Origin of the sequence: Marisediminicola antarctica (assembly GCF_009930795.1) — a bacterium.
Taxonomy (GTDB): domain Bacteria; phylum Actinomycetota; class Actinomycetes; order Actinomycetales; family Microbacteriaceae; genus Marisediminicola; species Marisediminicola antarctica.
On sequence record NZ_CP017146.1, the window covers coordinates 1766750 to 1790941 of the forward strand.

18 protein-coding genes are annotated in these 24192 nt (G+C 67.8%); 13 read left to right on the forward strand and 5 right to left on the reverse strand.

Features of this window, described 5'->3' with window-relative positions:
• Position 1: 1 nt before the first annotated feature.
• Genes BHD05_RS08410 through BHD05_RS08420 form a run of 3 tightly spaced genes read left to right on the forward strand, consistent with a single transcriptional unit; the run spans position 2 to position 1567 of the window.
• Entirely contained in the window at positions 2–268 is a 267-nt protein-coding gene (locus tag BHD05_RS08410) for a F0F1 ATP synthase subunit epsilon (RefSeq protein WP_161886033.1), read from the forward strand.
• Positions 269–278: 10 nt separating this feature from the next.
• Entirely contained in the window at positions 279–800 is a 522-nt protein-coding gene (locus BHD05_RS08415) for a P-loop nucleotide/nucleoside kinase family protein (protein ID WP_161886034.1), read from the forward strand.
• A complete protein-coding gene (locus BHD05_RS08420) occupies positions 800–1567 on the forward strand; it encodes a YaaA family protein (protein ID WP_161886035.1) in 768 nt (255 codons plus the stop codon). Before BHD05_RS08415 ends, BHD05_RS08420 begins: the two co-directional genes overlap by 1 nt.
• Positions 1568–1658: 91 nt before the next feature.
• On the opposite strand, the gene BHD05_RS08425 is transcribed toward BHD05_RS08420, so the two are convergent.
• Positions 1659–2237, reverse strand: a complete 579-nt coding sequence (locus tag BHD05_RS08425; RefSeq protein ID WP_161886036.1) for a DNA-3-methyladenine glycosylase I — start codon at positions 2235–2237, stop codon at positions 1659–1661.
• 66 nt (positions 2238–2303) lie between these two features.
• A complete protein-coding gene (locus BHD05_RS08430; protein ID WP_161886037.1) occupies positions 2304–2861 on the reverse strand; it encodes a methylated-DNA--[protein]-cysteine S-methyltransferase in 558 nt (185 codons plus the stop codon).
• 114 nt (positions 2862–2975) lie between these two features.
• Here BHD05_RS08430 and BHD05_RS08435 point away from each other — a divergent pair, with 114 nt between their 5' ends.
• Both BHD05_RS08435 and BHD05_RS08440 read left to right on the forward strand, forming a co-directional pair.
• The gene (locus BHD05_RS08435) at positions 2976–3938 is read left to right on the forward strand and encodes an aldo/keto reductase (RefSeq protein ID WP_161886038.1); all 963 of its coding nucleotides are present in this window, start codon (positions 2976–2978) and stop codon (positions 3936–3938) included.
• Between the two features lie 89 nt (positions 3939–4027).
• Complete coding sequence (locus BHD05_RS08440) at positions 4028–5587, forward strand: DUF4192 family protein (RefSeq protein ID WP_161886039.1); 1560 nt, start codon at positions 4028–4030, stop codon at positions 5585–5587.
• A gap of 27 nt (positions 5588–5614) precedes the next feature.
• On the opposite strand, the gene BHD05_RS08445 is transcribed toward BHD05_RS08440, so the two are convergent.
• The 3 genes from BHD05_RS08445 to BHD05_RS08455 are packed head-to-tail and all read right to left on the reverse strand — an operon-like array spanning position 5615 to position 8900.
• Positions 5615–7015, reverse strand: a complete 1401-nt coding sequence (locus BHD05_RS08445) for an NAD(P)/FAD-dependent oxidoreductase (protein ID WP_161886040.1) — start codon at positions 7013–7015, stop codon at positions 5615–5617.
• Positions 7000–8418 carry an aspartate aminotransferase family protein gene (locus BHD05_RS08450; protein ID WP_161886041.1) on the reverse strand — a complete coding sequence of 473 codons (1419 nt, stop codon included), beginning with the start codon at positions 8416–8418 and terminating at the stop codon, positions 7000–7002. The genes BHD05_RS08445 and BHD05_RS08450 overlap by 16 nt, the downstream gene beginning before the upstream one ends.
• A gap of 2 nt (positions 8419–8420) precedes the next feature.
• The gene (locus BHD05_RS08455) at positions 8421–8900 is read right to left on the reverse strand and encodes an Lrp/AsnC family transcriptional regulator (RefSeq protein ID WP_202614350.1); all 480 of its coding nucleotides are present in this window, start codon (positions 8898–8900) and stop codon (positions 8421–8423) included.
• Between the two features lie 127 nt (positions 8901–9027).
• Here BHD05_RS08455 and BHD05_RS08460 point away from each other — a divergent pair, with 127 nt between their 5' ends.
• From BHD05_RS08460 to BHD05_RS08495, 8 genes are all read left to right on the forward strand, one after another.
• The gene (locus BHD05_RS08460) at positions 9028–10464 is read left to right on the forward strand and encodes a gamma-aminobutyraldehyde dehydrogenase (RefSeq protein ID WP_161886043.1); all 1437 of its coding nucleotides are present in this window, start codon (positions 9028–9030) and stop codon (positions 10462–10464) included.
• Between the two features lie 27 nt (positions 10465–10491).
• Positions 10492–11073 carry an FHA domain-containing protein gene (locus BHD05_RS08465; protein ID WP_161886044.1) on the forward strand — a complete coding sequence of 194 codons (582 nt, stop codon included), beginning with the start codon at positions 10492–10494 and terminating at the stop codon, positions 11071–11073.
• Positions 11070–11906: a PP2C family protein-serine/threonine phosphatase gene (locus tag BHD05_RS08470; protein WP_161886045.1), complete on the forward strand. Its 837-nt coding sequence runs from the start codon at positions 11070–11072 to the stop codon at positions 11904–11906. Before BHD05_RS08465 ends, BHD05_RS08470 begins: the two co-directional genes overlap by 4 nt.
• A gap of 157 nt (positions 11907–12063) precedes the next feature.
• Complete coding sequence (locus tag BHD05_RS08475; RefSeq protein ID WP_161886046.1) at positions 12064–13500, forward strand: serine/threonine-protein kinase; 1437 nt, start codon at positions 12064–12066, stop codon at positions 13498–13500.
• 48 nt (positions 13501–13548) lie between these two features.
• Positions 13549–19407, forward strand: a complete 5859-nt coding sequence (locus BHD05_RS08480) for an Ig-like domain-containing protein (RefSeq protein WP_161886047.1) — start codon at positions 13549–13551, stop codon at positions 19405–19407.
• A gap of 79 nt (positions 19408–19486) precedes the next feature.
• Entirely contained in the window at positions 19487–20458 is a 972-nt protein-coding gene (locus BHD05_RS08485; RefSeq protein ID WP_161886048.1) for an AAA family ATPase, read from the forward strand.
• Positions 20455–21894: a DUF58 domain-containing protein gene (locus tag BHD05_RS08490; RefSeq protein WP_236966479.1), complete on the forward strand. Its 1440-nt coding sequence runs from the start codon at positions 20455–20457 to the stop codon at positions 21892–21894. The genes BHD05_RS08485 and BHD05_RS08490 overlap by 4 nt, the downstream gene beginning before the upstream one ends.
• A complete protein-coding gene (locus tag BHD05_RS08495) occupies positions 21891–24191 on the forward strand; it encodes a transglutaminase-like domain-containing protein (RefSeq protein WP_161886049.1) in 2301 nt (766 codons plus the stop codon). Before BHD05_RS08490 ends, BHD05_RS08495 begins: the two co-directional genes overlap by 4 nt.
• The last annotated feature ends 1 nt before the right edge of the window (position 24192 follow it).

Here is a 24192-nt window from a genome sequence, read left to right on the forward strand (position 1 = left end):
CGTGGCCGATCTCACTGTGAGCGTCGTCTCGGCCGACCAGGAAATCTGGTCGGGAAGCGCGTCGATGGTCGTCGCTCGCACGACCGAGGGCGAAATCGGAATCCTGCCGGGCCACGAGCCGGTGCTTGCGATCCTGGCCAGCGGTGAGGTTCGCCTCACCGTGGCCGGGGGCGGCTCGGTTCGCGCGAAAGCGGACGACGGATTCCTCTCGGTCGAGCACGACACCGTGACGATCGTCGCTCGCTCGGCGGAACTCGTCGAGGGCTGACGGTTCGGCGGTGCTGATCGCGATGGCGGGACTGCCGGGAACCGGCAAGAGCACGATTGCCGGACACATCGGCGCTCGGCTCGGCGCAGCCGTGATCTCGGTGGATCCGATCGAGGCGGCGATCCTGACGGCGGGAATCGACAGCGACCAGCCAACGGGCCTTGCGGCGTACCTGGTCGCGGAGACGCTCTCCGAGTCGGTGCTGTCTGCCGGGCACAGCATCGTCGTCGACGCTGTCAATGCGGTCGATCCGGCCAGGGAACAGTGGATCGGGCTGGCCCAGCGGCAGGGCGTCGAGCTGAGATTCGTCGAGGTCATGTGCTCCGACCGGGGCCTGCACCTAGTGCGCCTCGCCGCGCGGGACGCGAGGCTGCCCCAGCTCGCTGAGCCGAACCGACATGCGGTGGAGCAGAGCCTCGAGGGCTACTCCGCGTGGCACGGGCAGAGCGCCGCGACCCCGCGGCTGACGCTCGACACCTCGCACAGCGTGGAGTCGAATGTCGCGACGGCACTCGCTTTCCTCACGAGCTGATGCTCGTACTGCTTCCGCCGTCGGAGACGAAGCGCGACGGCGGGGACGATCGTGCCCTCGATCTCTCCAGACTCAGCTACCAGGGGCTCACCGGGTCGCGCGTTGCGGCCCTCGCTGCGACGAGCGCTCTGGCCTTGGATCCGGATGCGATGGCCGCGGCTCTGCGGCTCGGCCCCACCCAGCGCGGTGAGCTCGAGCGCAACAGGTGTATCGCCCAGTCGCCGGTCATGGCGGCTATGGACCGCTACACGGGTGTGCTCTACGACGCGCTGGATGCCGCGACCCTGTCGCCCGGGGCGCGATCGTTGGCGAAATCGAGCGTGGTCATTCACTCCGCCCTCTTCGGCCTGCTCGGCGCCGGTGACTCGATCCCCGCCTACCGGCTCTCGCATGACTCCCGGCTGCCCGGGCTGAAGCTTCGGTCACTCTGGAGCGCGTCGATCGGAGCCGAGCTCGAACGGCACGACGGGCTCATCCTCGACCTCCGCTCCGAGGCCTATGTGGCGCTGGGACCGGTGCCGGACCGTGCCGAGAGCTACTTCCTGAGGGTCGTCGCCGCGGGGGTCGACGGCCAGAAACGCGCCCTCAACCACTTCAACAAGAAGGGCAAGGGCGAGTTCCTACGCGCCCTGCTCGAGGCGGGGCAGGACCACGCCGATTCGGCTTCGCTGATCGAGTGGGCGCAGAGCTGTGGCATCCGCCTCGCGCTCGGTGCACCGGGTGAGCTTGAGCTCGAGGTGGAGCAGGTCGTCGCGGCGAAGCGCTGACTGGTGCACAGCGCTCATGGGCCTGTTCAGTGACGCTGTTTTCTGACGCTGTTTTCTGACGCTGTTTTCTGACGCTGCCGAGTAGCCCTGCTCAGCGACTCGCTCGCCAGCAGCCCTCGACGTGGTCGTCGACCATCCCCGACGACTGCATGAGCGCATAGAGCGTCGTGGGTCCGACGAAGCGGTAGCCGAGTCGGCGGAGCGCCGTACTCATTGCGGTCGACTCCGCCGTCACCGCCGGGACTTCGCCTGTCTGGGGCGGCCGAGCGCGCGGATCGGGTGCGAAGGACCAGAGTATGCGATCGAGGGCGCCGGGGTCGTCGCGCACGAGCTCCAGCGTGATGCGTGCGTTGGAGATCGTCGCCTCGATCTTGGCCCGGTTGCGGATGATGCCGGAGTCGAGCATGAGCCTCTCGATATCGGAGGTGGTCAGCGCGGCCACCGCGTCGATCTCGAAATCCGAAAACGCGCGGCGGAAAGTCGGGCGACGGCGCAGAATAGTGATCCAGGACAGTCCGGCCTGAAAGCCCTCCAGACTGAGCTTTTCGAACAGCGGCCTGTCGCCATGCAGCGGAAACCCCCACTCCTCGTCGTGGTAGCGGCGGTACTCGGCGTCGTCGGCGCTCCACGCGCAGCGGGCTGTCCCCGACTCATCAGCGACGACACTCATGGCTGCGCGGATACGGGTCGATTGTTGCCGCTCATGCGCCCGAGGGGGTTGGTAGGTTCGTGCTGCTCACTGGTGCGGGATCGACTCATGGTCGAGCAGCCAGACCTTGGTCGGGATGCCGCGGCCGCCGCTGTAACCGGTGATCTTGCGGTTGGCGGCGAGAACCCGGTGGCATCCGATAATGATCGGGACCGGATTCGCCCCGATTGCGCCGCCCACCGCACGGCCCGCCGTCGGGCGACCAGTGGCGAGCCCGATCGCGCCGTACGAGGAGACATCACCGAACTTCAGCCGCGCGAGTTCGGCCCAGACCGCACGCTGGAATTGTGTGCCGGCGAGGTTCACGGGGAGGTCGAAGTCGTGACGCTCGCCGGCGAAGTACTCGGCAAGCTGGCCAGCGGCTGACTCGAGGACAGCGTTTGACGACTCCGTCATCTCGTCGTGGGGCAAGTGGCCGTCGCGCTCGATCGCGAGCGAGGTGATCGCGTGCTCATCGGCCGTGATCTCGATACGCCCGATCGGGCTGGCGACGCGCAGGAGGTGGACTGGTGCGGAGACCGCGGCGGGTGGGGGAGCGGCGGCCTCATCGAGCGTCGGAACGCTCGTGGTGGGTGCTGTGGTCATGAAACGACTGTAGCGGCGGCATCCGACCCGCTCCGGCGGCTTTCGGACATCAGGTGGAGCCTTCCCCGCTGCAGGGTCTGGGGAGGAGCACTCCACACGATCTAGTCTGGGAGAATGGCAGAAATCGACTATCGCAACCTCGGACGCTCCGGACTCATCGTCTCGACGATCGGACTTGGCTGCAACAACTTCGGTCGCCTCCGTACCGCCACCGAGACGCAGCAGGGAACCGACGCCGTCATCCACGCGGCCATCGACGCCGGCGTCACGCTGTTCGACACAGCGGACATCTACGGTGCCGAGCGCGGACTCAGTGAGACACTCATGGGCAACTCGCTCGGCAAACGCCGCCGTGACATCGTGCTCGCAACCAAGTTCGGCATGGACATGCAGGGGGCTAACGGGCCGGACTGGGGTGCGCGTGGCTCTCGCCGCTACGTGCGGCTCGCCGTGGAGGCGTCGCTTCGTCGCCTGCAGACGGAGTGGATCGACCTGTACCAGCTGCACGTGCCGGACCCCCTCACCCCCATCGAGGAGACTCTCGACGCCCTCGATGACCTCATCGCCGAAGGCAAGATCCGCTACATCGGCCACTCCAATCTCGCGGGCTGGCAGATCGCCGAGGCCGAATACGTGGCGCGGCTGCACGAGCATCCGAAATTCATTTCGGCGCAGCATGAGTACAGCCTGATTGTGCGGGATGCCGAGCAGGAGGTGCTGCCCGCGGTGCGCGAATACGGCCTCGGCTTCCTCCCCTTCTTCCCGCTGTACAACGGGCTGTTCACGGGCAAGTTCACCAGGCAGGGCGGACCCGCCGACAGCCGGATCATGCACACGCGGCCGCACCTGCTCGAAAGCGCCCCCTGGGATGCGATGGACCGCTACGCGCAGTTCTGCGGCGACCGCGGCATCGAGATGCTCGAGGCGACATTCGCCTGGCTGCTGGCCCAGCCCGGGCTCACGAGTGTCATCGCGGGCGCCACAAAGCCGGAGCAGATCGAGCAGAATGCCTGGGCCTCGACCTCGTGGTCCCCGTCCCCGGCTGAGGTCGACGAGATCACGGCAATGTTCGACTAGCCACTCCTCCCGAGGGCGCCGGCGACGGCGTTCTCCACCGCCGTGCCGGGCGGGCATCATGGCAAACCGCCCAGCGGAAGACTCCGTGCATGGCAACCGTCGTGAAGACCCAGCGTCCGGAGGACTTCCTCGCCCTCGTTCCCCAGCTGGCGGGATTTCGTCCGCGCAACAGCATCATCATTGTCGCGTTCCGCGGCAACCGCACCTGCGCAGCGATGCGGTTCAATGTGCCCGATGCGGATGCGGATGCGGATGCGGATGCGGATGCGGATGCGGATGCGGATGCGGATGCCGGCGAGAACCCGGAGACCAGGTCCGACACGGGTGCCGGGCTAGGCTACGGCACCGTCGCGGGCCGGCTCGTCGGGATTCTCTGCAAGGTGCGGGGAGCGGATGCCGTTGTGCCCGTCGTCTACACCGACGAGAGGTTCGCCGGTGCCGCGAGCATTCCGCACGCCGGGTTCGTCGAGGCCCTCGTGGATCACGCCAGAACCGCCGGGTTTCTGGTCCGCGACGCGCTGTGTGTCGCGGCCGACGGGTGGGGGTCCTATCTTGACGAGGACAGCCCGCGTGGGGGACGCCCGCTCGCGGCGATCGAGTCGTCCACCGTCAACGGCGCCATCCCTCGCGAACTCCGCAAGGAACTGGGGCTGGTCGACGCGGGAAGCGAGTTGCCGACGGTCGACCTCGCGACAAAGGAGCGGATCGCCCGTCTGGTGCTCGGATTCCGCGAGTATGTCGGAACCCTCCGCGATCGCGACGGCGCGAACGCAGTGGACCCTGCCGTGGTCGCTCGCGAGCTCATCGACCCTGAGCTCATCGACCCTGAGCCCATCGACCCTGAGCTCATCGACCCTGCGCTCATCGAACCGCAGCTCATCGACCCGGCGCTCATCGAACCGACGACGTTCGACCGGGAGCGTGGTGACGGCACAGGGTATCCGAGCGACAGCGGCACGGATGGGTTCGACGAGTTGTATCAGTTCAACGAGCCCGACGACGAAGCCGACGACCAATCCGACCACGACGCCGACCGGTGGGACGACGGCGACACGGAGCAGGACGAACTGTTCGACGGTGACGCCTACGGCGTCGACGACGACGACGTCGGTGACGCCGACGACGACGTGCCCAGATCCGGCTGGCTGCCCGGCTTCGCTGAAGACATGCTGCAGCTCCCTCCGGACTCGATCGACGACCGAGCCGCGGCGGTGCTCATCCTGTGTCTTCAATCGCCGATGATGCGCGACGTCGTAATGCTCCAGTGGGCCTTCGGGCTCGAGGTGGGCGAGCTCGCGCTCGATGAAAACCAGCGTTACTTCGCGGGAGAGAACCCGGCTGAGTTCCTCGCAGCTCCACTCATGTGGGGTGACGGACCGCGGCCCGACGTGCCGCGGGTGCGAGCGGCGATCGCGCTCGTGAAGGCCCTCGCCGCTCGCGCGCCCAGGTCGATGAGGCCACCGCTGCTGTGCCAGCTCGCGTGGTTCACCTGGGCGCTCGGCAAGAGTTCACTCGCGGGACGGTTCGTTGACGAAGCGGAGCGAATCGATGCGGCCTACGGTTTTGCGGAGCTTCTCCGGTCGATGCTCGAGGCCGGTCACCTCCCCGAGTGGGCGTTCGCCATCCCCGACGACGAGGGGACGCAGTGAGGCCGTCGTCGCGGAGGGCTGCCGCCGTCAGTGCCCGACGAGCGGTCCCATCACCCGGGCGGCGAGGGAGGGGCGCCCCGTGACCCGCTCCTCGACATCGGCGATGCCCATCGCGAGCAGGCCTGCGTTCGCCGCAGCGAAGCGAATCGGTTCCGGTTCCCACCGAGGTGACTGGTGACCCACCCAGGGCAGGCGCACCAGGCTCGAGTCGGTGCCGGTGATCAGGTCGGCGAGAGTGCGCCCGGCCAGGTTGGTGGTGCTCAGCCCGTCGCCGACGTAACCGCCCGCCGAGCCGAGGCCCGTCGCCGGATCGAACCGTACACTCGCGTGCCAGTCTCGTGGCACGCCGAGCGGACCGCCCCACCGATGCGTGATGGCGGCGTCCGCGGCCCCAGGGAACAGGTCGACGAGCGTGCGCCGCAGGTGCTCGAACACCTTGGGCGATCGGTCGTACTCGGCGCTCACGACGCTTCCCCAGTGGTATCTGGCGCCGCGGCCGCCGAATGCGAACCTGTTGTCGGCGGTGCGCTGCCCGTAGACGAGAAGGTGACGAAAGTCGGTGAAGGTCTGGCCGTGGGCGATGCCGGCACGGTGCCAGAACTCGTCGGGCAGCGGTTCGGTGGCGATCATGAGCGAGTAGAGCGGCAGTATGTCGCGGTGCGATTGGCCAATCGTCGCGCCGTACCCCTCGGTCGCCTGCACGATCGCGGGCGCAAACACCGCGCCGCGCGACGTGCGGACGACGCCCTGCGAATACGCCTCCACCTCGGTGCCCTCGACAATGCGCACCCCGCGCCGCTCGAGCGAGGCCGCGAGCCCCCGCACAAGCCGGGCCGGATGCACGCGTGCGCACGCCGGGTCGAAGACCGCCCCGAGCGCCCCGGCGGCGCCGAGCCGAGAATCCTCCGAGCCCGGGTCGCCAACGCCAGCCCCGCGAAGTTCGAGCGCGTCGACCCCGTAGCGTGCCGCTTCCTCGACCTCGGCTCTCGCGGACCGGAGCTGCGCGGCAGAACGCGCGAACGCGAGCGTGCCGCCCCTGACGAAGTGGCAGTCGATGCCCTCGGCGGCGGTAACTCTCCCGACCTCGTCGACCGTGTCGATCATCGCTTGACGCATCGCGATCGCCGCCGCGCGCCCATGAGCGCGCTCGAGCGACGCCGTCGACCGCGGGAACAGCGCGCTGCACCAGCCGCCGTTGCGCCCGGACGCACCGAAGCCCGCGATCTCCTTCTCGATCACCGTGATGGTGAGGCTCTCGTCCCGGGCCAGGAGGTAGTGCGCGGTCCACAGGCCGGTCAGGCCCCCACCGATGATGGCGACATCCGTGTGGATGTCGCCGTCGAGCGGTGGTCGCCGGTCCAGGCCGCCCGGGACGGTGTCGTGCCAGAACGAGAGGCCCCGGTAGTCGCGAGTCAGATGAGGGTCCATGCCTCGGTCAGCACGCCGCGCAGGATGCTCTCGATCTCGTCGAATTCCTTCGGCCCGATCGTGAGCGGGGGAGCGAGCTGCACCACGGGGTCGCCGCGGTCGTCGGCACGGCAGTAGAGCCCGGCTTCGAACAGCGCCTTCGACATGAAGCCGCGCAGCAGGCGCTCCGACTCGTCGTCGTCGAACGTCTCCTTGGTGGCCTTGTCTTTGACGAGCTCGATGCCGAAGAAGTAGCCGTCACCACGCACGTCGCCGACGATCGGCAGGTCGAGCAGTTTCTCGAGCGTGGCGCGGAAGATCGGCGAGTTCTCACGCACGTTCTCGTTGAGCCCCTCCTCCTCGAAGATGTCGAGATTCGCGAGCGCAACGGCGGACGACACCGGATGCCCGCCGAAGGTGTAGCCGTGGTAAAACGCGGTGTCGCCGTGCTTGAACGGCTCGTAGATCTTCTCGCTCACGATCGTCGCGCCGATGGGGGAGTACCCGCTGGTCATCCCCTTTGCGCAGGTGATCATGTCCGGCTCGATGCCGTAGGTCGTCGACGCGAACATGTTGCCGATGCGGCCGAAGGCAGTGATGACCTCGTCGGCGACGAGCAGAACGTCGTACTGGTCGCAGATCTCGCGCACGCGCTTGAAGTAGCCGGGGGGCGGCGGGAAGCAGCCGCCGCTGTTTTGCACCGGCTCGAGGAACACCGCAGCGACCGTCTCGGGGCCCTCGAAAAGGATCATCTCCTCGATGCGGTTCGCCGCCCACTGCCCGAAGACGTTCAGGTCGTCGCCGTGCTCGGGGGCACGATAGAAGTTGGTGTTGGGAACGCGGAACCCGCCGGGGGTGACCGGCTCGAACATCTCCTTCATCGCCGGGATGCCGGTGATGGCGAGAGCGCCCTGCGGGGTGCCGTGGTAGGCGACGCTTCGCGAGATCACCTTGTGCTTGGTGCCGCGGCCCTGAAGCTTCCAGTAGTACTTCGCAAGCTTGAAAGCGGTCTCGACCGCCTCGCCGCCGCCCGTGGAGAAGAACACCCGATTGAGGTCGCCAGGCGCGTAGTCGGCGATGCGGTCGGCGAGTTCGATCGCGGCCGGATGCGCGTAGGACCAGAGCGGGAAGAAGGCGAGTTCCTCGGCCTGCTTGGCCGCGACCTCGGCGAGACGCTTGCGCCCGTGCCCGGCATTCACCACGAAGAGGCCGCTGAGCCCGTCGATGTACTTGCGGCCGCGGCTGTCCCAGATGTGGTGGCCCTCACCCTTCACGATGATGGGAACGCCGTGGCCGTCCTCCATCACGGACTGGCGGGTGAAGTGCATCCAGAGGTGGTCCTTGGCCTTCTGCTGCAGGTCAGCCTCGACCGTCGGCAGCAAGGTGTGGACTCCTTCGGAGATCGGAGTTTCTGTTGTTGTCATGATTACCGAGTTCCCCAGTTATAGAACTGTTTCTGCAGTCGCAAATAAACGAAGGTCTCGGTGGACTGCACGCCATCGATCCCTCGGATCTCCTTATTGAGCAGGTCGATGAGCTGGTCGTCGTTCTCGCACACGATTTCCGCGAGGATGTCGAAACTTCCCGCGGTGAGTACGACGTAGTCGACGGCGGAGATCGAGCTGAGCGCCTCGGCGACACGCGTGGTGTCTCCCGTGACGCGCACGCCGATCATCGCCTGGCGGTAAAACCCCAGCTGCATCGGGTCGGTGACGGCGACGATCTGCATCACGCCGGAATCGGTGAGCTTCTGAACCCGCTGCCGCACCGCGGCTTCGCTCAGGCCCACGGCCTTGCCGATCTCGGCATAGGAACGCCGACCGTCGGTCTGAAGTTGCTCGATGATCGCCTTCGAGACATCATCGAGCTGCATCGCCTTAGCGGAGGTTGCTCTGCTCGTGGACATCATTCGCCGATTCTCTCAGCCAAACGCACTCTCGGCAAGTGGATCCGCACTGCAGGTTGTAAATTTCGACGAAATCAGTGGGAATCGTCGTCTAGTTTATCGTGAGGTCACTGGCTATGTTGGAGAAATGACAGCTTCAGAACTGCGCAATTTCATCGGTGGCCAGTATGTCGAGGCGAAAGCCTCCTCGGCGTTCGACGTGATCGACCCGGCGACTGAGATGAGCTACACCTCCTCTCCCGTGTCCGGGCGTGAGGACGTCGATACCGCCTACGCCTCCGCCTCCGCAGCCTTCGAGGAGTGGGGCGAGTCCACTCCCTCGCAGCGCCAGCTCGCGCTCTTCCGTATCGCGGATGCGATGGAGTCCCGTGCGGAGGAGTTCGCCGACCTGGAGTCGCAAGACACAGGAAAGCCCCGCGGCTCGCTCGTCGAGGACGAGATCATGCTGTCGGTCGACCAGATCCGCTTCTTCGCCGGTCAGGCCCGCAGCCTCGAGGGAAAGTCCGCCGGCGAGTACATGACCGATCACACCTCCTTCATCCGCAGGGAGCCGATCGGCGTCATCGGCCAAGTCACCCCGTGGAACTACCCGCTCAACATGGCGGTCTGGAAGTTCGCTCCCGCCGTCGCGGCCGGCAACACCACGGTACTCAAGCCGAGCGACACGACACCGCAGTCGACCCTGCTGCTCGCCGAGATCGCGGCGGAGTTCCTCCCGCCGGGAGTCTTCAACGTCATCACCGGCGACCGCACCACCGGAGCCGCCATGATCGAGCACGCCATCCCGCAGATGGTGTCGATCACCGGCTCCGTCCGCGCCGGGATGGAGGTGGCGAAGTCTGCCGCGAACGACCTCAAGCGGGTGCACCTGGAGCTCGGAGGCAAGGCGCCCGTCGTCGTCTTCAACGATGCCGACATCGAGAAGGCCGTCGAGGGAATCGGAGTCGCCGGGTACTTCAACGCTGGACAGGACTGCACGGCGGCGACGCGCGTGCTCGTGCACGAGGACATCCACGACGAGTTCGTGGCGGCGCTCGTCGCCTGGGCGAAGGACAACGCGAAGACGGGAGCGCCGAGCGCCGACGACATCCTCTTCGGCCCGCTCAACAACTCCAGCCAGTTCAACCGCATCTCCTCCGTCGTCGACGCGCTGCCCACCAACGCGAATGTCGAGCTGGGCGGACGGCGCCAGGGCGACCGCGGCTACTTCTTCGAAGCGTCGATCGTGACAGGGCTGATGCAGACCGACGACGCCATCCAGAACGAGATCTTCGGCCCCGTCATCACCGTGCAGAAGTTCACCGATGAGGTGCAAGCGCTCGCGTGGGCCAACGACGTGCAGTACGGCCTCGCGTCGTCGGTGTGGACGAAGGACCACGGTCGCGCCATGCGATTCGCCAAACATCTGGATTTCGGATGCGTGTGGATCAACACCCACATTCCGATTGTCGCGGAGATGCCGCACGGCGGGTTCAAGCACTCCGGCTATGGCAAGGACCTCTCCGCTTACGGTTTCGAGGACTACACCCGCATCAAGCACGTAATGAGCTATATCGGCCACTAGTGCCCCGGGCGAACGTAGGCTGTCCCCGTGGACAACGACGATCTCGCAGACACGGTCATCAGGCCGTCGCGTCCGCCTGTCGAGCCCTCCGCGAGGCCGCACGAGGACACGATCGTGAAGGCGCCGCCGCCGCTCGTGCTGCCCTCCGACCGCAGGGCGTCGAAGCGGTCCCGCGAGCGCGCCGTGGAGGACATCACCGCCCAGCCGGAGCTTTCCGCCCCGGCACGGTATCGGTTCAGTCTCAATTCGGCCGAGCCCATCCCGCTTGACGTTCCGGTGCTGATCGGGAGGGACCCTCGCCCGCCACGGGTCGCGACCGCCGTGACGCCGAGATTCGTGCGGGTGAACTCGCCGCGCCGGGAGGTTTCGGCCACTCACGTCGAGCTGCGCCAGGACGGTGCATCTGTCATCGTGACGGACATGCGGTCAACCAACGGTACGGTAATCACCGTGCCCGGAATGCCTGAGTTCACATTGCACGCGGGCGGGTCAATGGTGCTCGCCCCCGGCACCACCATTGACGTCGGGGACGACAACATCGTCGAGATCATGCCGATCGGGCGTCTGCTCGCCCGTGACCACGAACCATTTGAAAGGCTGTCCCCGTGACACAGATCGGTCGCAGCACAGCTCGGCGCTCCCTCAGCATCCCCGGCGAGCACGGGCAGAGCGTCGCCTTGTCGTGGGCCGCTGCCACCGATATCGGGCGCAAACGAGCCCTCAACGAGGACAGCTTCCTCGCAGAGGCACCCTTCTTCGTCGTCGCCGATGGCATGGGCGGGCACGCCTCGGGCGACGTCGCGAGCGCGGCGGTCGTGCAGCGCCTCGCGCAGGAGGGTTCCGCGGACTTCGTCGAGCCGGAGCAGATCATGACGGCGCTTCGGGTCGCGACGGCCGACATCACCCTCGCGGCCGACGACGACGACCTCGGGGTCGGCACCACGGCCACGGGCGCGGTTCTCACCCTCGTCGACGGCGCGCCGTACTGGGCTGTCTTCAACATCGGCGACTCCCGTGTCTATCAACTCGCCGACGGCGAGCTGACCCAGGTCACCGTGGATCACTCGGTTGTGCAGGAACTCGTCGACGCCGGCCTGCTGCCCCAGGACCAGGCCGAGTTCCACCCCGACGCGAACATCATCACGCGCGCGGTTGGCTTCAACGCGGAGCCGATGGCAGACCTCTGGATGCTTCCCGTCCGCACCGGCCTTCGTCTGCTCATCTGCTCGGACGGACTCACACGCGAGGTGAGCGATGTGGTGCTGCGCCAGATGCTCGGCGCCGGACTCGGGCCTCAGGAAACCGCCACCACCCTCGTCGACGCCGCCCTCGCGGCGGGCGGCCGCGACAACATCACGCTCGTGATCGTCGACGTCGTCGAGTCTCCCGACACGGCACCGCTCGAGAACACGCTCCCGCGTCGGGATGCCGCCACCGCCTGAGGCCGGCCCGGCTGCGACCACTATTGGGGGTGAAACGGGTGGCCGTGAGCCGCCCAGCCTCCGTGTCCCGGAGGGCACCCGCTGGTAGAATCACAGTTCTGAGTAGCGCACGGCGACGTCGCCACCCAACCGAATTGAGCACACGAGGGGGGGCATCATGGCCAGGCGCCTCCCGTCGCTCCCTCCGGTGCTTCCCGGCTTCGCTCACGTGCACGTCCTCGGCTCCGGTGGGTTCGCCGACGTCTTCCTGTACGAGCAGAACATGCCCAGACGGCAGGTCGCCGTGAAGGTGATGCTCAGTGAGGTCGTCAATGAGCAGGTCCGGCACATGTTCCAGGCCGAGGCGAACCTCATGGCCCAGTTGAGTGCCCACCCCTCGATTCTCACCGTGTACCAGGCGAGCGTGTCGTCCGACGGCCGGCCCTATCTGGTGATGGAGTTCTGCTCGTCCGGACTGAGCGACCGCTACCGCCGCGAGCGGATCCCCGTGCCCGAAATCCTGCGCATCGCCGTCAAAATCGGCAGCGCTATCGAGACGGCGCACCGCGCCGGGGTGCTGCACCGCGACATCAAGCCCTCGAATATCCTCCTCACGGCCTACGGGCATCCCGTGCTGTCTGACTTCGGCATCGCGTCGACGCTCGGCGAGGCAGAGAACCACGACGCGGTGGGAATGTCGATTCCCTGGTCGGCCCCGGAGGTGCTCGATGACGAGACACCCGGAACAATCGAGTCGGAGGTGTGGTCCTTCGCGGCGACCGTCTACACGCTGCTCGCGGGCCGGTCGCCATTCGAGGTACCGGGGGATTCGAACAAGTCCACCGACCTCATGGCGCGCATTAGCCGGGCCAAGGTACAGCCGATCGGGCGACCGGATGTGCCGGCAAGCCTCGAGCGTGTGCTGCAGCGCGGCATGTCCCGCCGCCCGGAGTCACGCCAGGGCACCATCCTCGAGCTTGTCCGGGAGATCCAGGCAGTTGAGACAGAACTCGGGGTTCTCCAGACGCCGATCGAGGTCGCGGTGGACGACTGGGCGCTGTCATCGATGTCGGATCTCGAGGAGCGCACGCGCGTCCGCGGGGTCGCGGGAGCCCCGTCCTCGACCGCAGCCCGGCGTCGGCGCCGCCGCTCGTCCGCAGCGGAGCCTGCCTCCGAATACGCCGCCGTCGGTACCATCCTGCGTTCCTCGTCGTCACAGATTGCCCGCAGCACCGGCACGATCCCCCTCGCCACGAGGCGCGCGTTCCGTTGGGTCGCTATCTCCCTGGTTGCCGCCGCCGTGCTCGTCATCGGTCTCGGCGCGATCGTCACGACCAGCCTCGTGCGGGCGAACGCGGGTGCCATCCCCGTCGTCGTCGACATCGACGCGCAGGCCACCACCGACTCGGTCGAGTTCTCCTGGCCGGACCCCGGGCTGCTGCCCTCCGACTCGTACCAGATCTCCGCGACCGACCGGCAGTCGATCATCCAGACCCGGCGGGAGTTCTCGATTACGGCATCCGACGGCGACCGGGTCTGCATCACGGTCACCGTCAATCGCGACGGCAAGACCGGCGCGTCGAGCATCGAGAAGTGCGTGGTTTTCGAATCGTGAGGTTTCGGCGTGTTTAGGCGCTGGCTGGCGAGCCACCGATCGCTCTTCGTGACCGCGACCAGCGCCTCCCTGATCGCCGCGGTCGTCGCGGGCCTCGCGGTGGTGTCCGGCGGCTACGAAGCCCAGCGGATCGACCTCGGCGACGGGTCGGTGTGGGTCGCGAATTCTGCCGAGCAGGTGATCGGCCGCGCCAACACCGAGATTCTCGCACTCGACACCGTCGTTGAGGGGAGCGGGTCGGAACTCGACGTCATCCAGGCGGGACGCACTGTGCTGCTGTTCGACCGCGCCAACAGCAAGGTCGATATCGTCGACGCCGCGACCGCCGAGGTCAGCGACAGCGTGCCCCTCCCGCCGGAGGCCCCCGAGCTGCACCTCGCAGGCGGTACCGTCGTTATTCACGCGACGCGCACCGGCGCCGTGTGGCTGGTCCCCGTCGGCGACCTGCGCGACTTCGACGCCGAGGCCGAGCCGACGCTGAGCCTCGGCACCGACTCGGCGGTTAGCGTGAGCCCCGACGGCACCCTGCTGCTCTACTCGCCGGACGCGGGCGAGGTGTACCGCGTGAACTCCGCAACTGGCGACTCCGTCGAGGAGGCGTATCCCGTCGACTTCGCCGAACCCGGCAGTGAGATCAGCGTCAGCTCCGTCGCCGGACGCTGGGTGTTGTTCGACGCGAACTCGAGTCGAATCTCGATCGAGGGGCGGATGCTGGACCTGTCGGAGCTTCTCGACGGCGCGCGAAACGCCGTTCTGCAGTCGCCGAGCGACACGGGGGACAGCGTGCTGCTCGGCTTCCCGGGCGGGCTTCTCTCCGTGCCGCTGACCGAGGGTGCCCCCTCGGTGGTAGCCAGCAGCACGGGGGGCACCCCCGCGGCGCCACTCGTGCTCGGCGACTGTGTGTTCGCCGCGTGGACCTCGGGTGTCGCCTGGCGGGACTGCGCCGGCGACACGGCACCGAGCGAGCTCTCGCTCGAATCCGTCGGCGGGAGCGCGGCGCGCCTTGCCTTCGCGGTGAACGGTGCCCGGGTCGTGCTCAACGATCCCCGCAGCGGCAGTAGCTGGGCGGTGCAGCAGCGGGGCGAGCTCATCGACAACTGGGACGAGCTCATTGTCGACGACGAGCAGCGGCAGGAGGTCGAGGAGAACAACGACGACGTACCTCCCGAGTACGAGCCCGACCAGCTTCCGCCGATCGCGATCGACGACGAATTCGGTGCCCGCGCCGGGCGGGCAAACGTGCTGTCGGTGCTTCTCAACGACTACGACCCGAACGGCGACGTGCTCGTTGTCGAGACGGTCGACCCGGTCGAGGAGAGCATAGGTCGGGTCGACGTCATCGACAGCAGGCAGCGCATCCAGCTGACCCTCCTGGATGACGTCACCGGAACGGTCTCCTTTGACTACACCGTCTCGGACGGCCGCGGTGGAACGGCTGCGGCGACCGTGACGGTGACCGTCCGGTCGCCAGGGGAGAACTCGCCGCCGGTGCAGGTCCGTACGACCCGCGCCGTCGTGGCCGAGGGGAACCGTGTCACCACCCCGGTGCTCGGCGACTGGATCGACCCCGACAGCGATGCCTTCTACCTCACCGCGGCGGCGACCACCCCGCCGGACGTCGTGACGTACAAGCCGAGCGGCACGGTGGACTTCCAGGAGGGCGGCGCGGCAAGCCAACTGCGCGCCGTGTCGCTTGCCGTCTCCGACGGCGAGGCGATCGGGGCGGGCAGCCTCACCGTCTCGGTGCGCCCGGCCGGTGAGGTGCCGATCATCGCCGACCCGTTCGTCGTGCTCAGCTACGCCGGTCAGGAGACGACCGTCAGGCCGCTCGAACACGTGCGGGGCGGAACGGGCGAGCTGCGGCTGAGCAGCGTCGCACCGCGGCCGGGGGTGACGATCGAGGCGAGCCTCGACACGGGCACGTTCCGGTTCGCGAGCGACCAGGTGCGCAGCCACAACCTCGAATACGTGGTCAACGACGGTGACCAGACCGTCACGGGAACGGTCCGGATCGAAGTTCAGGCCCGACCGGACGCGAACAGCACTCCGATCACGATCCCGAAGACCGTCTTTGTGAAGACGCTGAGCAGCGAGACCGTCGACGTGGCCTCCACGGACATCGATCCAGCCGGAGGGGTCCTGCTCGTCACCGGGGTCTCCAACGTGCCCGACGGGTCCGGCGTGAGCGCCGACGTGCTCGAGCAGCGCTACGTTCGGGTGACCCTCACCACCCCACTCGAGGGGACAGTCGCCTTCGACTACCGCGTCACGAACGGACTCGCCGGTGCGGACGGCGTGATCACCGTCGTCGAGATCCCCCGACCGACCACACTCCAGCCGCCGGTCGCCGCCGACGACACCGTCACGGTGCGGATGGGGGACTCGGTCGATATCCCCGTGCTCGACAACGACGCACATCCGGACGGCGAGCAGTTGACGCTCAACCCGGACCTTCCCTCGGGCCTGCGGAGTGTATCCGGGTTCCTCTTCGCCTCGGGGGACGTGCTGCGCTATCTGGCACCACAGCGCAGCGGCAACTTCACCGCCGTCTACGAGGTGGCCGGCCCCGACGGGCAGGTCGACCAGGCGGAGGTGCGGATCGCAGTGCGAGAACCTGTCGCGGCGACGAACTCGGCACCGGTTCCTGTCTCGGTGACCTCTCGCGTGCTCGCCGGCGAGACCGTGCGCATCAAGATCCCCCTGACCGGTATCGACCCCGATGGCGACTCCGTGCAGCTGCTGGGACAAGAAACGAGCCCGCAGAAGGGCGCCGTCACCGAGGTCGGCACCGACTACATCGACTACCTCGCCGGCGAGTACTCCGCCGGCACCGACACCTTCACCTATCGGGTGATCGACTCGCTCGGCAAGCGGGCGATCGGAACGGTGCGTGTCGGCATCAGCCCCCGCTCCGGCGACGCGGGAAATCCGATCGCTGTCGAGGACGAGGTGCTCATCCGGCCAGGTAAGACCGTGTCGGTGCAGGTGCTCGCCAACGACTCCGATCCGGATGGCAGCCCGCTGACCATTCTTAGCGTCGAGCCGAATAGCCCGGAGATCGGCTACGAGATCGTTGACGACATCGTCACTGTGACCCCGCCGGCCGACCCGGGCCGATACGGTCTCGTGTACACGATCGAGAATGCCTACGGCGGCACGAGCTCCAACTTCATCACCGTGGTCGTCGACCCCGATGCCCCGCCGGCCTACCCGGTCGCGAGGGATACCGTGCTGACGCTCTCCGACATCGTGGACCGCGACACCATCAACGTCGACGTGCTGCGGAACGTGTTCTTCGCCGACGGCGACGTGTCGTCGCTTGAGCTGTCGGTGCTGACGGGCTACGGCGACACCGCCTCGGTGGTGCGGGGCAAACGGCTCAACATCACCATTACCGACACGCGCCAGATCATCCCATTCTCAGTCGCCAACCCCGACGACCCGACGATTGTCGCCTACGCCTTCGTCTGGGTCCCCGGGTTCAACGACGCCCTCCCGCAGCTCGACCGCACGGCCCCCACGCTGACCGCCGTCAGCGAGTCGCGGATCGAGTTCGACCTCAACGACCACGTGCTCGCCGTCGCCGGGCGGGACGTTCGCCTGGTCGACTCGACAACAGTGCAGGCGACCAACGCGAACGGCGACAGCCTGGTAGTCGACGAGGACACCCTCGCCTTCACCTCGGCCGACGGCTACTTCGGTCCAGCCTCGATCTCGTTCGAGGTGACCGACGGGACGAGCGTCGATGACCCGAACGGTCGGCGGGCGACGCTCGTGCTGCCGATCAGTGTCACACCGCGCGAGAACCAGCCCCCCGTGTTCACCGGTGCCACGATCGATTTCGAACCGGGGGAGGAGAAGACCCTCGATTTGCTCCGCCTGACGACCTACCCGTATCCGGACGATATCGACGAGCTCACCTACAGCGCCGGGCCGACCCCGCCATCCGGATTCGACTACGAGATCCGCGGCACGAACCTCATCATCCGAGCGAACGAAGGCTCCCAGAAGGGCACCTCCAGCGGCCTGACGATCGGAGTGCGAGACGATCTCGCGGCGGGTCAAGCCGGACGCATCCAACTCTCGGTCGTCGCATCCACCAGACCGCTGGCGAAACCCGCAGCAGACTCGATCATCGTCGAGCGCGGCACGACAGCGAGCCTCGACGTGCTCGCAAACGACCAGGCGACCAACCCGTTCCCGGGAGGGGAGCTGACTGTCGTCGCGATCACCGGGCTCGACGGGTCGGCATTGCCCGCGGGCGTCACCGTCACCCCCAACGCCGCGAGGACGAGGCTGTCGGTGACGGTATCCGAGACGGCGGCTCCCATCGACACCAACCTGCAATATCAGATCGCCGACGCGACCCGCGATCCGAGCCGGTACGCTTTCGGCTCGATCACCATCTCGGTGCAGGACCGGCCCGACACCCCCGTTGCCCCAGCCCGGGCCGACGGCGGCTACGAGGAGGGGCTCCTGACCCTTCGCCTCACGGCCCCGCCCTCGAACAACTCGCCGATCGTGAAGTACGAGGTGGTGAGCACGAGCCACGGCAGCTACCGCAAGGACTGCGGGACCGCGTTGCGCTGCGAACTGACCGACCTCGATGCGGGACTCCGCTACCGGTTCTCGGTGATCGCCACGAACTCCATCGGCGCGTCGGCGGCGGGGCCGCAGAGTGCCGCCCTGTCGGCCGACTACCTGCCGGCGGCGCCGCGATCGGTGACGGCCCGGGCGAAGGCCGCCGAAGCCCGTCCCGCGCTCGATGTGGCGTGGTCGACCGTTCCAAACCCGGCGCTCGGCACACCGGTCTCTGGCTACGTCGTACGGATCTCCGGCCCCGGCGTCGACTTCCAGACGACGACGGGTCCCACCACGGCGTCCCTCACCACGACCGCATCGGGCGCCCTCGTGCCGGGTTCGCAGTACTCGGTCACGGTGTACGCGCGCAACGCGGCCGAGGTGTTGAGCGACGCCGACTGGCGCAGGACCTCCTCCGCGGCCGTCACCGTGATCGGCCCCCCGAGCCAGGTCAGCGTGGCCGCCGACGTGGTGAACGGGACCGCCGGGCAGATTCGGGTGACCTGGGGCGCGGGCGGGCCCAACGGCGCGCCCGGTGTCGTCTACTCGGTCGGTCGGTTCGACGCCGCCGCGACCATCCCGTCAACGTGCGCGCCGGGTGGAGCAAACCCGGGCGTCGCGTCGGGCGCGTCGCCTCCCGCCAGCTCTGGATGGATCGACGACCGCGCTACCGACGGTGTGGACTACCGGTACGTCGTGTATGTCGACAACGGGCTGTTCTGCACCCCGTCGGCATCCGGGTCGGTGCAGAGCAAGGCGCCCCCCGGCGCAGCCCTCGCATCGACGGTGGTCGAGCAGCGCGACGGCAAATTCGACCTTCGCGTCGGGTCCCTGTCGGTTTCCTCAGGCATCGTCAGCCGGTTCCAGGCGCAGCTGAACGGCTCCGGAACGTGGTTCAACGTCGCGGAGGGCGACTGGCTCACCTCCGCTGGGAATCTTGGCGTGTACGGCGCCCCCCAGTCGGTCGTCTACCGGGCCTGCCGGGACTCGTCGGATTTCTTCTGTGGTGTCGCATCGACAGGCGAGGTGCTGACGCCTGTGAACGCCCGCGGCTCGATCGTGTCGTGCGAGGCCGGGGCGACGCCGACGTCGAACCCGCCGGCCAATCAGGGCTCGCCGACCTACCGCTACCTCTACGCCTATAACGACGGTGGCCCGCCCCTCGACCGCTGGTCGGAGTTCGAACAGGATGCTGTGGCTCCCGACCCTGCGGCCGTGGGCTCCGGCGAGACCGGGGTGCGGCTGAAGGTCGTCGTGTCGCTCCCCGACGGTTCGACCTTCACCGATGATGGGTATGTGCAGTCCACGTGCTCACCGAGGCCCTGATCCGCCCGCCCGGCACGCCCCGGGCGGAAACCACCCAGCATCCGATATTCGAGCACACCGCGACCCGAGGGGCCACGACATGACCATGACACCAGAGCAGGCCGGATGGTTCTCCGCCACATTCAACCGACTCGTCGGCAACGTCGAACAGGTGATCCTCGGCAAGACCTTCGTGGTGCGGCTGTCGTTCGTGGCGCTGCTGTCCGAGGGGCACCTGCTCCTCGAGGACTTCCCGGGAACGGGCAAGACCTCGCTGGCCCGTGCGATCGCGCAGAGTGTCGCCGGAGTGAGCAGCCGAATCCAGTTCACCCCGGACCTGCTGCCCGGCGACATCACGGGCGTGAGCATCTACGACCAGCGCAGCGGGCGCTTCGACTTTCACCGCGGGCCGATCTTCGCGAATATCGTTCTTGCCGACGAGATCAACCGGGCAAGCCCGAAGACCCAATCCGCGCTCCTCGAGGTCATGGAGGAGGGGCACGTCACCGTCGACGGCACCACACACGGGGTCGGATCCCCGTTCATGGTCATCGCGACACAGAACCCGATCGAGCAGGCCGGCACCTACCGGCTGCCGGAAGCGCAGCTCGACCGGTTCATCATGAAGGCATCCATCGGCTACCCGGACCACTCATCCACGGTCCGCATCCTCGAGGGCGCCGGCACCAAGGCGCACGAGACGACCGTCCCCGCTGTCGTCTCCGCGAGCACGATCGTCGAAATGGCCGCCCTCGCCCGTACCGTGCACGTCGACCCGTCGATCAACGACTACATCTCCCGGCTCGTCGACGCGAGCCGCAGCGCGGTCGAAGTGCGGCTCGGCGTGTCGGTGCGCGGCGCCCTCGCCCTCGTCCGCGCGTCTAAGACCCTCGCTGCCGCCTCAGGCCGCCACTACGTGATCCCGGACGACGTGAAGCTGCTCGCCGAGCCCGTGCTCGCTCATCGGCTCATCCTCGATGCCGAGGCCGAGTTCGACGGCGTCACCGCTTTGAGCATCATCGGCCAGCTGCTCATCGAGACGCCGCCACCGAGCGACAGGCAAGCGGTGTGACCCTCAAGCAGGAGGACACCAGGAGCGCGGCGAAGCGGACGTCGTCGCTTCCCGCCTCGACCAGGACCGACTCCCGCACCGCCAACGGCCGCGAGTCGTACACGACCTCGGCCTCAGTGGCGGGCCCCCCGAATGCGCGAACGCGAATCGTGGGGGACCGCACGGGAATCCTCGCCGACATCGTCGTCGCGCTCGTCCGCGCCGGCCGAGCCATCCTCGGGCTCGTCCGCGTGGTCGCCATCCGCATCGGGGCCGTCGTCACACCACTCGGCTGGTCCACCGCGGTCGTCGTGCCGCTGGCTTTCCTGTTCGGTTACCGTTTCGGGTGGCTCGAGCTCGTCGCTGTCGCCTACGCGGGAGTCGTCCTCCTCGCCATCGCGGTGCTCTACCTCGTCGGCCGGGTCGCCTTCGACGTCGAACTGGTGGTTCCGCATCGCCACCTCGTCGTCGGCCAGCCGGGCACCGGGGTCGTCTCCTTGCGCAACCCCACGCGGCATCGGGTCTTCGGCACGCGGGTCGAGGTGCCGGTGGGCCGGAAACTCATCGACCTCGTCACCCCGAGCCTCGCAGCGGGTGAACAGTCCCGGCACGAATTCACCCTTCCCACTTCGCGCCGTGGAGTTCTCGACATCGGGCCTGTCCGCGGCGTACGCGCCGACCCCGTCGGAATGGTGCGCAGAGAGCTGGTCTGGACGGGAACGACTCAGCTGTTCGTGCATCCGAGAACGATCGACGTGCCGAGCACGAGCACGGGACTGATCCGCGATCTGGAGGGAAAGCCGACCCGCGATCTCACCAACAGCGATGTGTCGTTCCATGCGCTCCGCGAATACGTTGCCGGCGACGAGCGCCGCTACATCCACTGGAAGAGTACGGCGAAGACCGGAACCTACATGGTGCGCCAGTTCGAGGAGACGCGGCGCAGTCGGCTCGTCGTCGCACTCAGCCTCGCCGAGTCGGACTTCGCCAACGATGCCGAGTTCGAAATGGCGGTCAGCGCGGCGGGGTCCCTGGGCCTTCGGGCGATCAGGGATGCGCGGGAGGTGTCGGTGGTCGTGGGTGAGGTGACCCCCGAATTCGCCAAGCGCAAGGTGCTCGGGATCCGCCAGCTCGGCTCGCTCAGCCGTACCAGGCTGCTCGACGACCTCGCGGGCGTCGAGCGTGCGGAATCGTCACTTCCGATCGTGGATGTCGCGCGGGTGACGTCGGAGAAGCTCGCCGGGATCTCGGTCGCGTTCCTCGTGTGCGGGTCGCTCACGACGCCGACCCAGCTGCGCGCAGCATCCGTCCTCTTCCCGGTGGGGGTCGAGGTCGTTGCTGTCGTCTGTGACCCGGATGCGGTGCCGGGGTTTCGCCGCTTCGCCGGGCTCAGCGTGCTCACGATCGGCTACCTCGAGGACCTCGGCCGGTCCCTCGCCCGATCGGCGTCGGTATGAAACGACGACGCCCGACCGTGAAATTCACCGTCGCGACCACCGCGATGATGTGGCTCACCACCGCGATCGCCGCGACGGCCCTCTGGCCCATTTACGAGAGCGGAGCGTTCCTGCTTATGCTGGGCGTGACGACCGTCGTCGCCTCGGCACTGGCCATCACCGGGGCAGTATTCCGGTTTCCGGCGCACCTCGTCGCGCTGTCCGGGGTGCTCGCCTACGTCGTGCTCGGGGTTCCGCTCGCGGTGCCGGGCGAGGCCCGTTACGGTGTGCTGCCCGCTCTGCCCGGGCTCGCCGACCTCGGCTTCGGAACGATCGCAGGCTGGAAGCAGCTTCTCACCATCACCCTGCCGGTGGGCAGCTACGAATCCCTCCTCGTGCCCGCCTTCGTGCTCGTTCTGGGCACCGTGCTGGTGGGGCTCTCGGTCGCGCTCCGAACGCGCGTCCCCGAGCGTGCGGTGATCGCACCGGTCATCTTATTCATCACCGGCATCCTTCTCGGCTCGACCACCGCATTCGTCCCGGTGGCATCCGCCCTCGCCCTCACGGCCACGCTGCTCCTCTGGCTCATCTTCTTCCGCTGGTACCGCCGCCGCACGACGTCACGCAGATACGGCGGGGCGGGCGATGCCGGGGAGGCGAGTACCCGCGTCTCCGAAGACGCGATCTTCGTTGGGGCACGCTCGGTTCTTGCCGCCGCGCTCATCATCGCGATCGCCGCAGGCGGCGCGGTCGCGGCAACGGCATTCGTGCCTCCGGCGGGCGACCGCGAGGTGCTGCGGTCCGCGATTGTGCAGCCGTTCGATCCTCGCGACTATCCGAGCCCCCTCTCGGGATTCCGGCGCTACCACCAGGAGACCAACGTCGACGCGACGATGCTCACCGTCGATGGTCTGCCGGAGGGAGCCCGCATCCGCATCGCCACCCTCGACACCTACGACGGTGTCGTCTATTCGGTCGGGGCTGAGGGCCGTAACAGCGACTCCGGATCGTTCACGCTGCTCCCCTCACGTTTCGACAGGTCGAGCCTCGACGGCACCCGGGTCAGCGTCGATGTCAGCGTCGACGGCTATTCGGGCCTGTGGCTGCCGACCGTCGGCGCCCTCGAGAGCATCCGATTTACCGGCCAGGGGGCCTCCGGGCTGCGCGGGTCGTTCTACTTCAACGACAACTCGAGGAGCGCGGCTGTGCTCGGGGAGCTCGGCGCGGGGGACGGCTATCGGCTGTCCTCTGTGCTGCCGGTCGAGCCCACACCGGAGGCGCTCACGCGGGTCACCCCCGGCGCCTCACAGTTGCCGGCGCTCCCCGTGCTTCCGGAGGAGCTCACCGTCGCCCTCGACCGCTATTCGGGCCAGATCCAGGGACTCGGCGCGCGCCTGTCTGCGGCGATGACCGGGATTCGGGCCGAGGGATACATCAGCCACGGCGTCGCCGACGACGAGCCGACGAGCAGGTCGGGCCATTCCGCCGACCGCATCGCCGAGCTGTTCTCCGGCCAACAGATGATCGGCGATGAGGAGCAGTATGCGGTAGCCGCTGCTCTCATGGCGCGGGAGATCGGCTTTCCCGCTCGGGTCGTCGTCGGGTTCGCTCCGGCGGATGCCGTACCGGACGGCACGACGGTGGTCACCGGCGCCGACATATCGGCGTGGATCGAGGTCGATACCGCCGAGTACGGCTGGGTCACCATCGACCCGACTCCGCCCAAGCGGGAGATCCCCGAGCGGGCACCGGAAGAACCGACCCAGGTCGCCCGCCCGCAATCGCCCGTGCAGCCGCCGGCCCTGGATCGGGACGTGCCGGAGGACCAGCTGGCTCCGGAGACGGCGCAAGACGAGGGAGATACGGCCGACCCGCTTCTCGCGCTGGTGCTGCTGGTGCTGCAGGTCTCCGCGTGGACGCTGCTCGGCATCGCAATCCTGCTCTCGCCCTTCCTTGCGATCATGGGGGCGAAGCTGCGGCGGCGACACCTGCGTCGCTCCGCGCTCTCCCCGCTCGATCGGATCAGCGGGGGCTGGCATGAGTTCGCCGACGCCGTGGTCGACCACGGCTATGCGCCACCGGGCGGGGCCACCCGCGCCGAGTACGCCGAAACCGTCGGCGGCGTCGAGCCGTTGCTGCTCGCGGCAGCCGCTGACCGGGCCGTGTTCGGTCCGAGCGACCCGAGCGCGACCGAGGCCAAGCAGGTGTGGCGGTCGGTCGAGGTGCTCCGCCATTCCCTCGACAGGGGGCTCACGAGACGCCAGCGGCTGCGGGCGCGCATCTCGCTTCGATCGTTGGGGGGCAAGAGAACGACGTAAG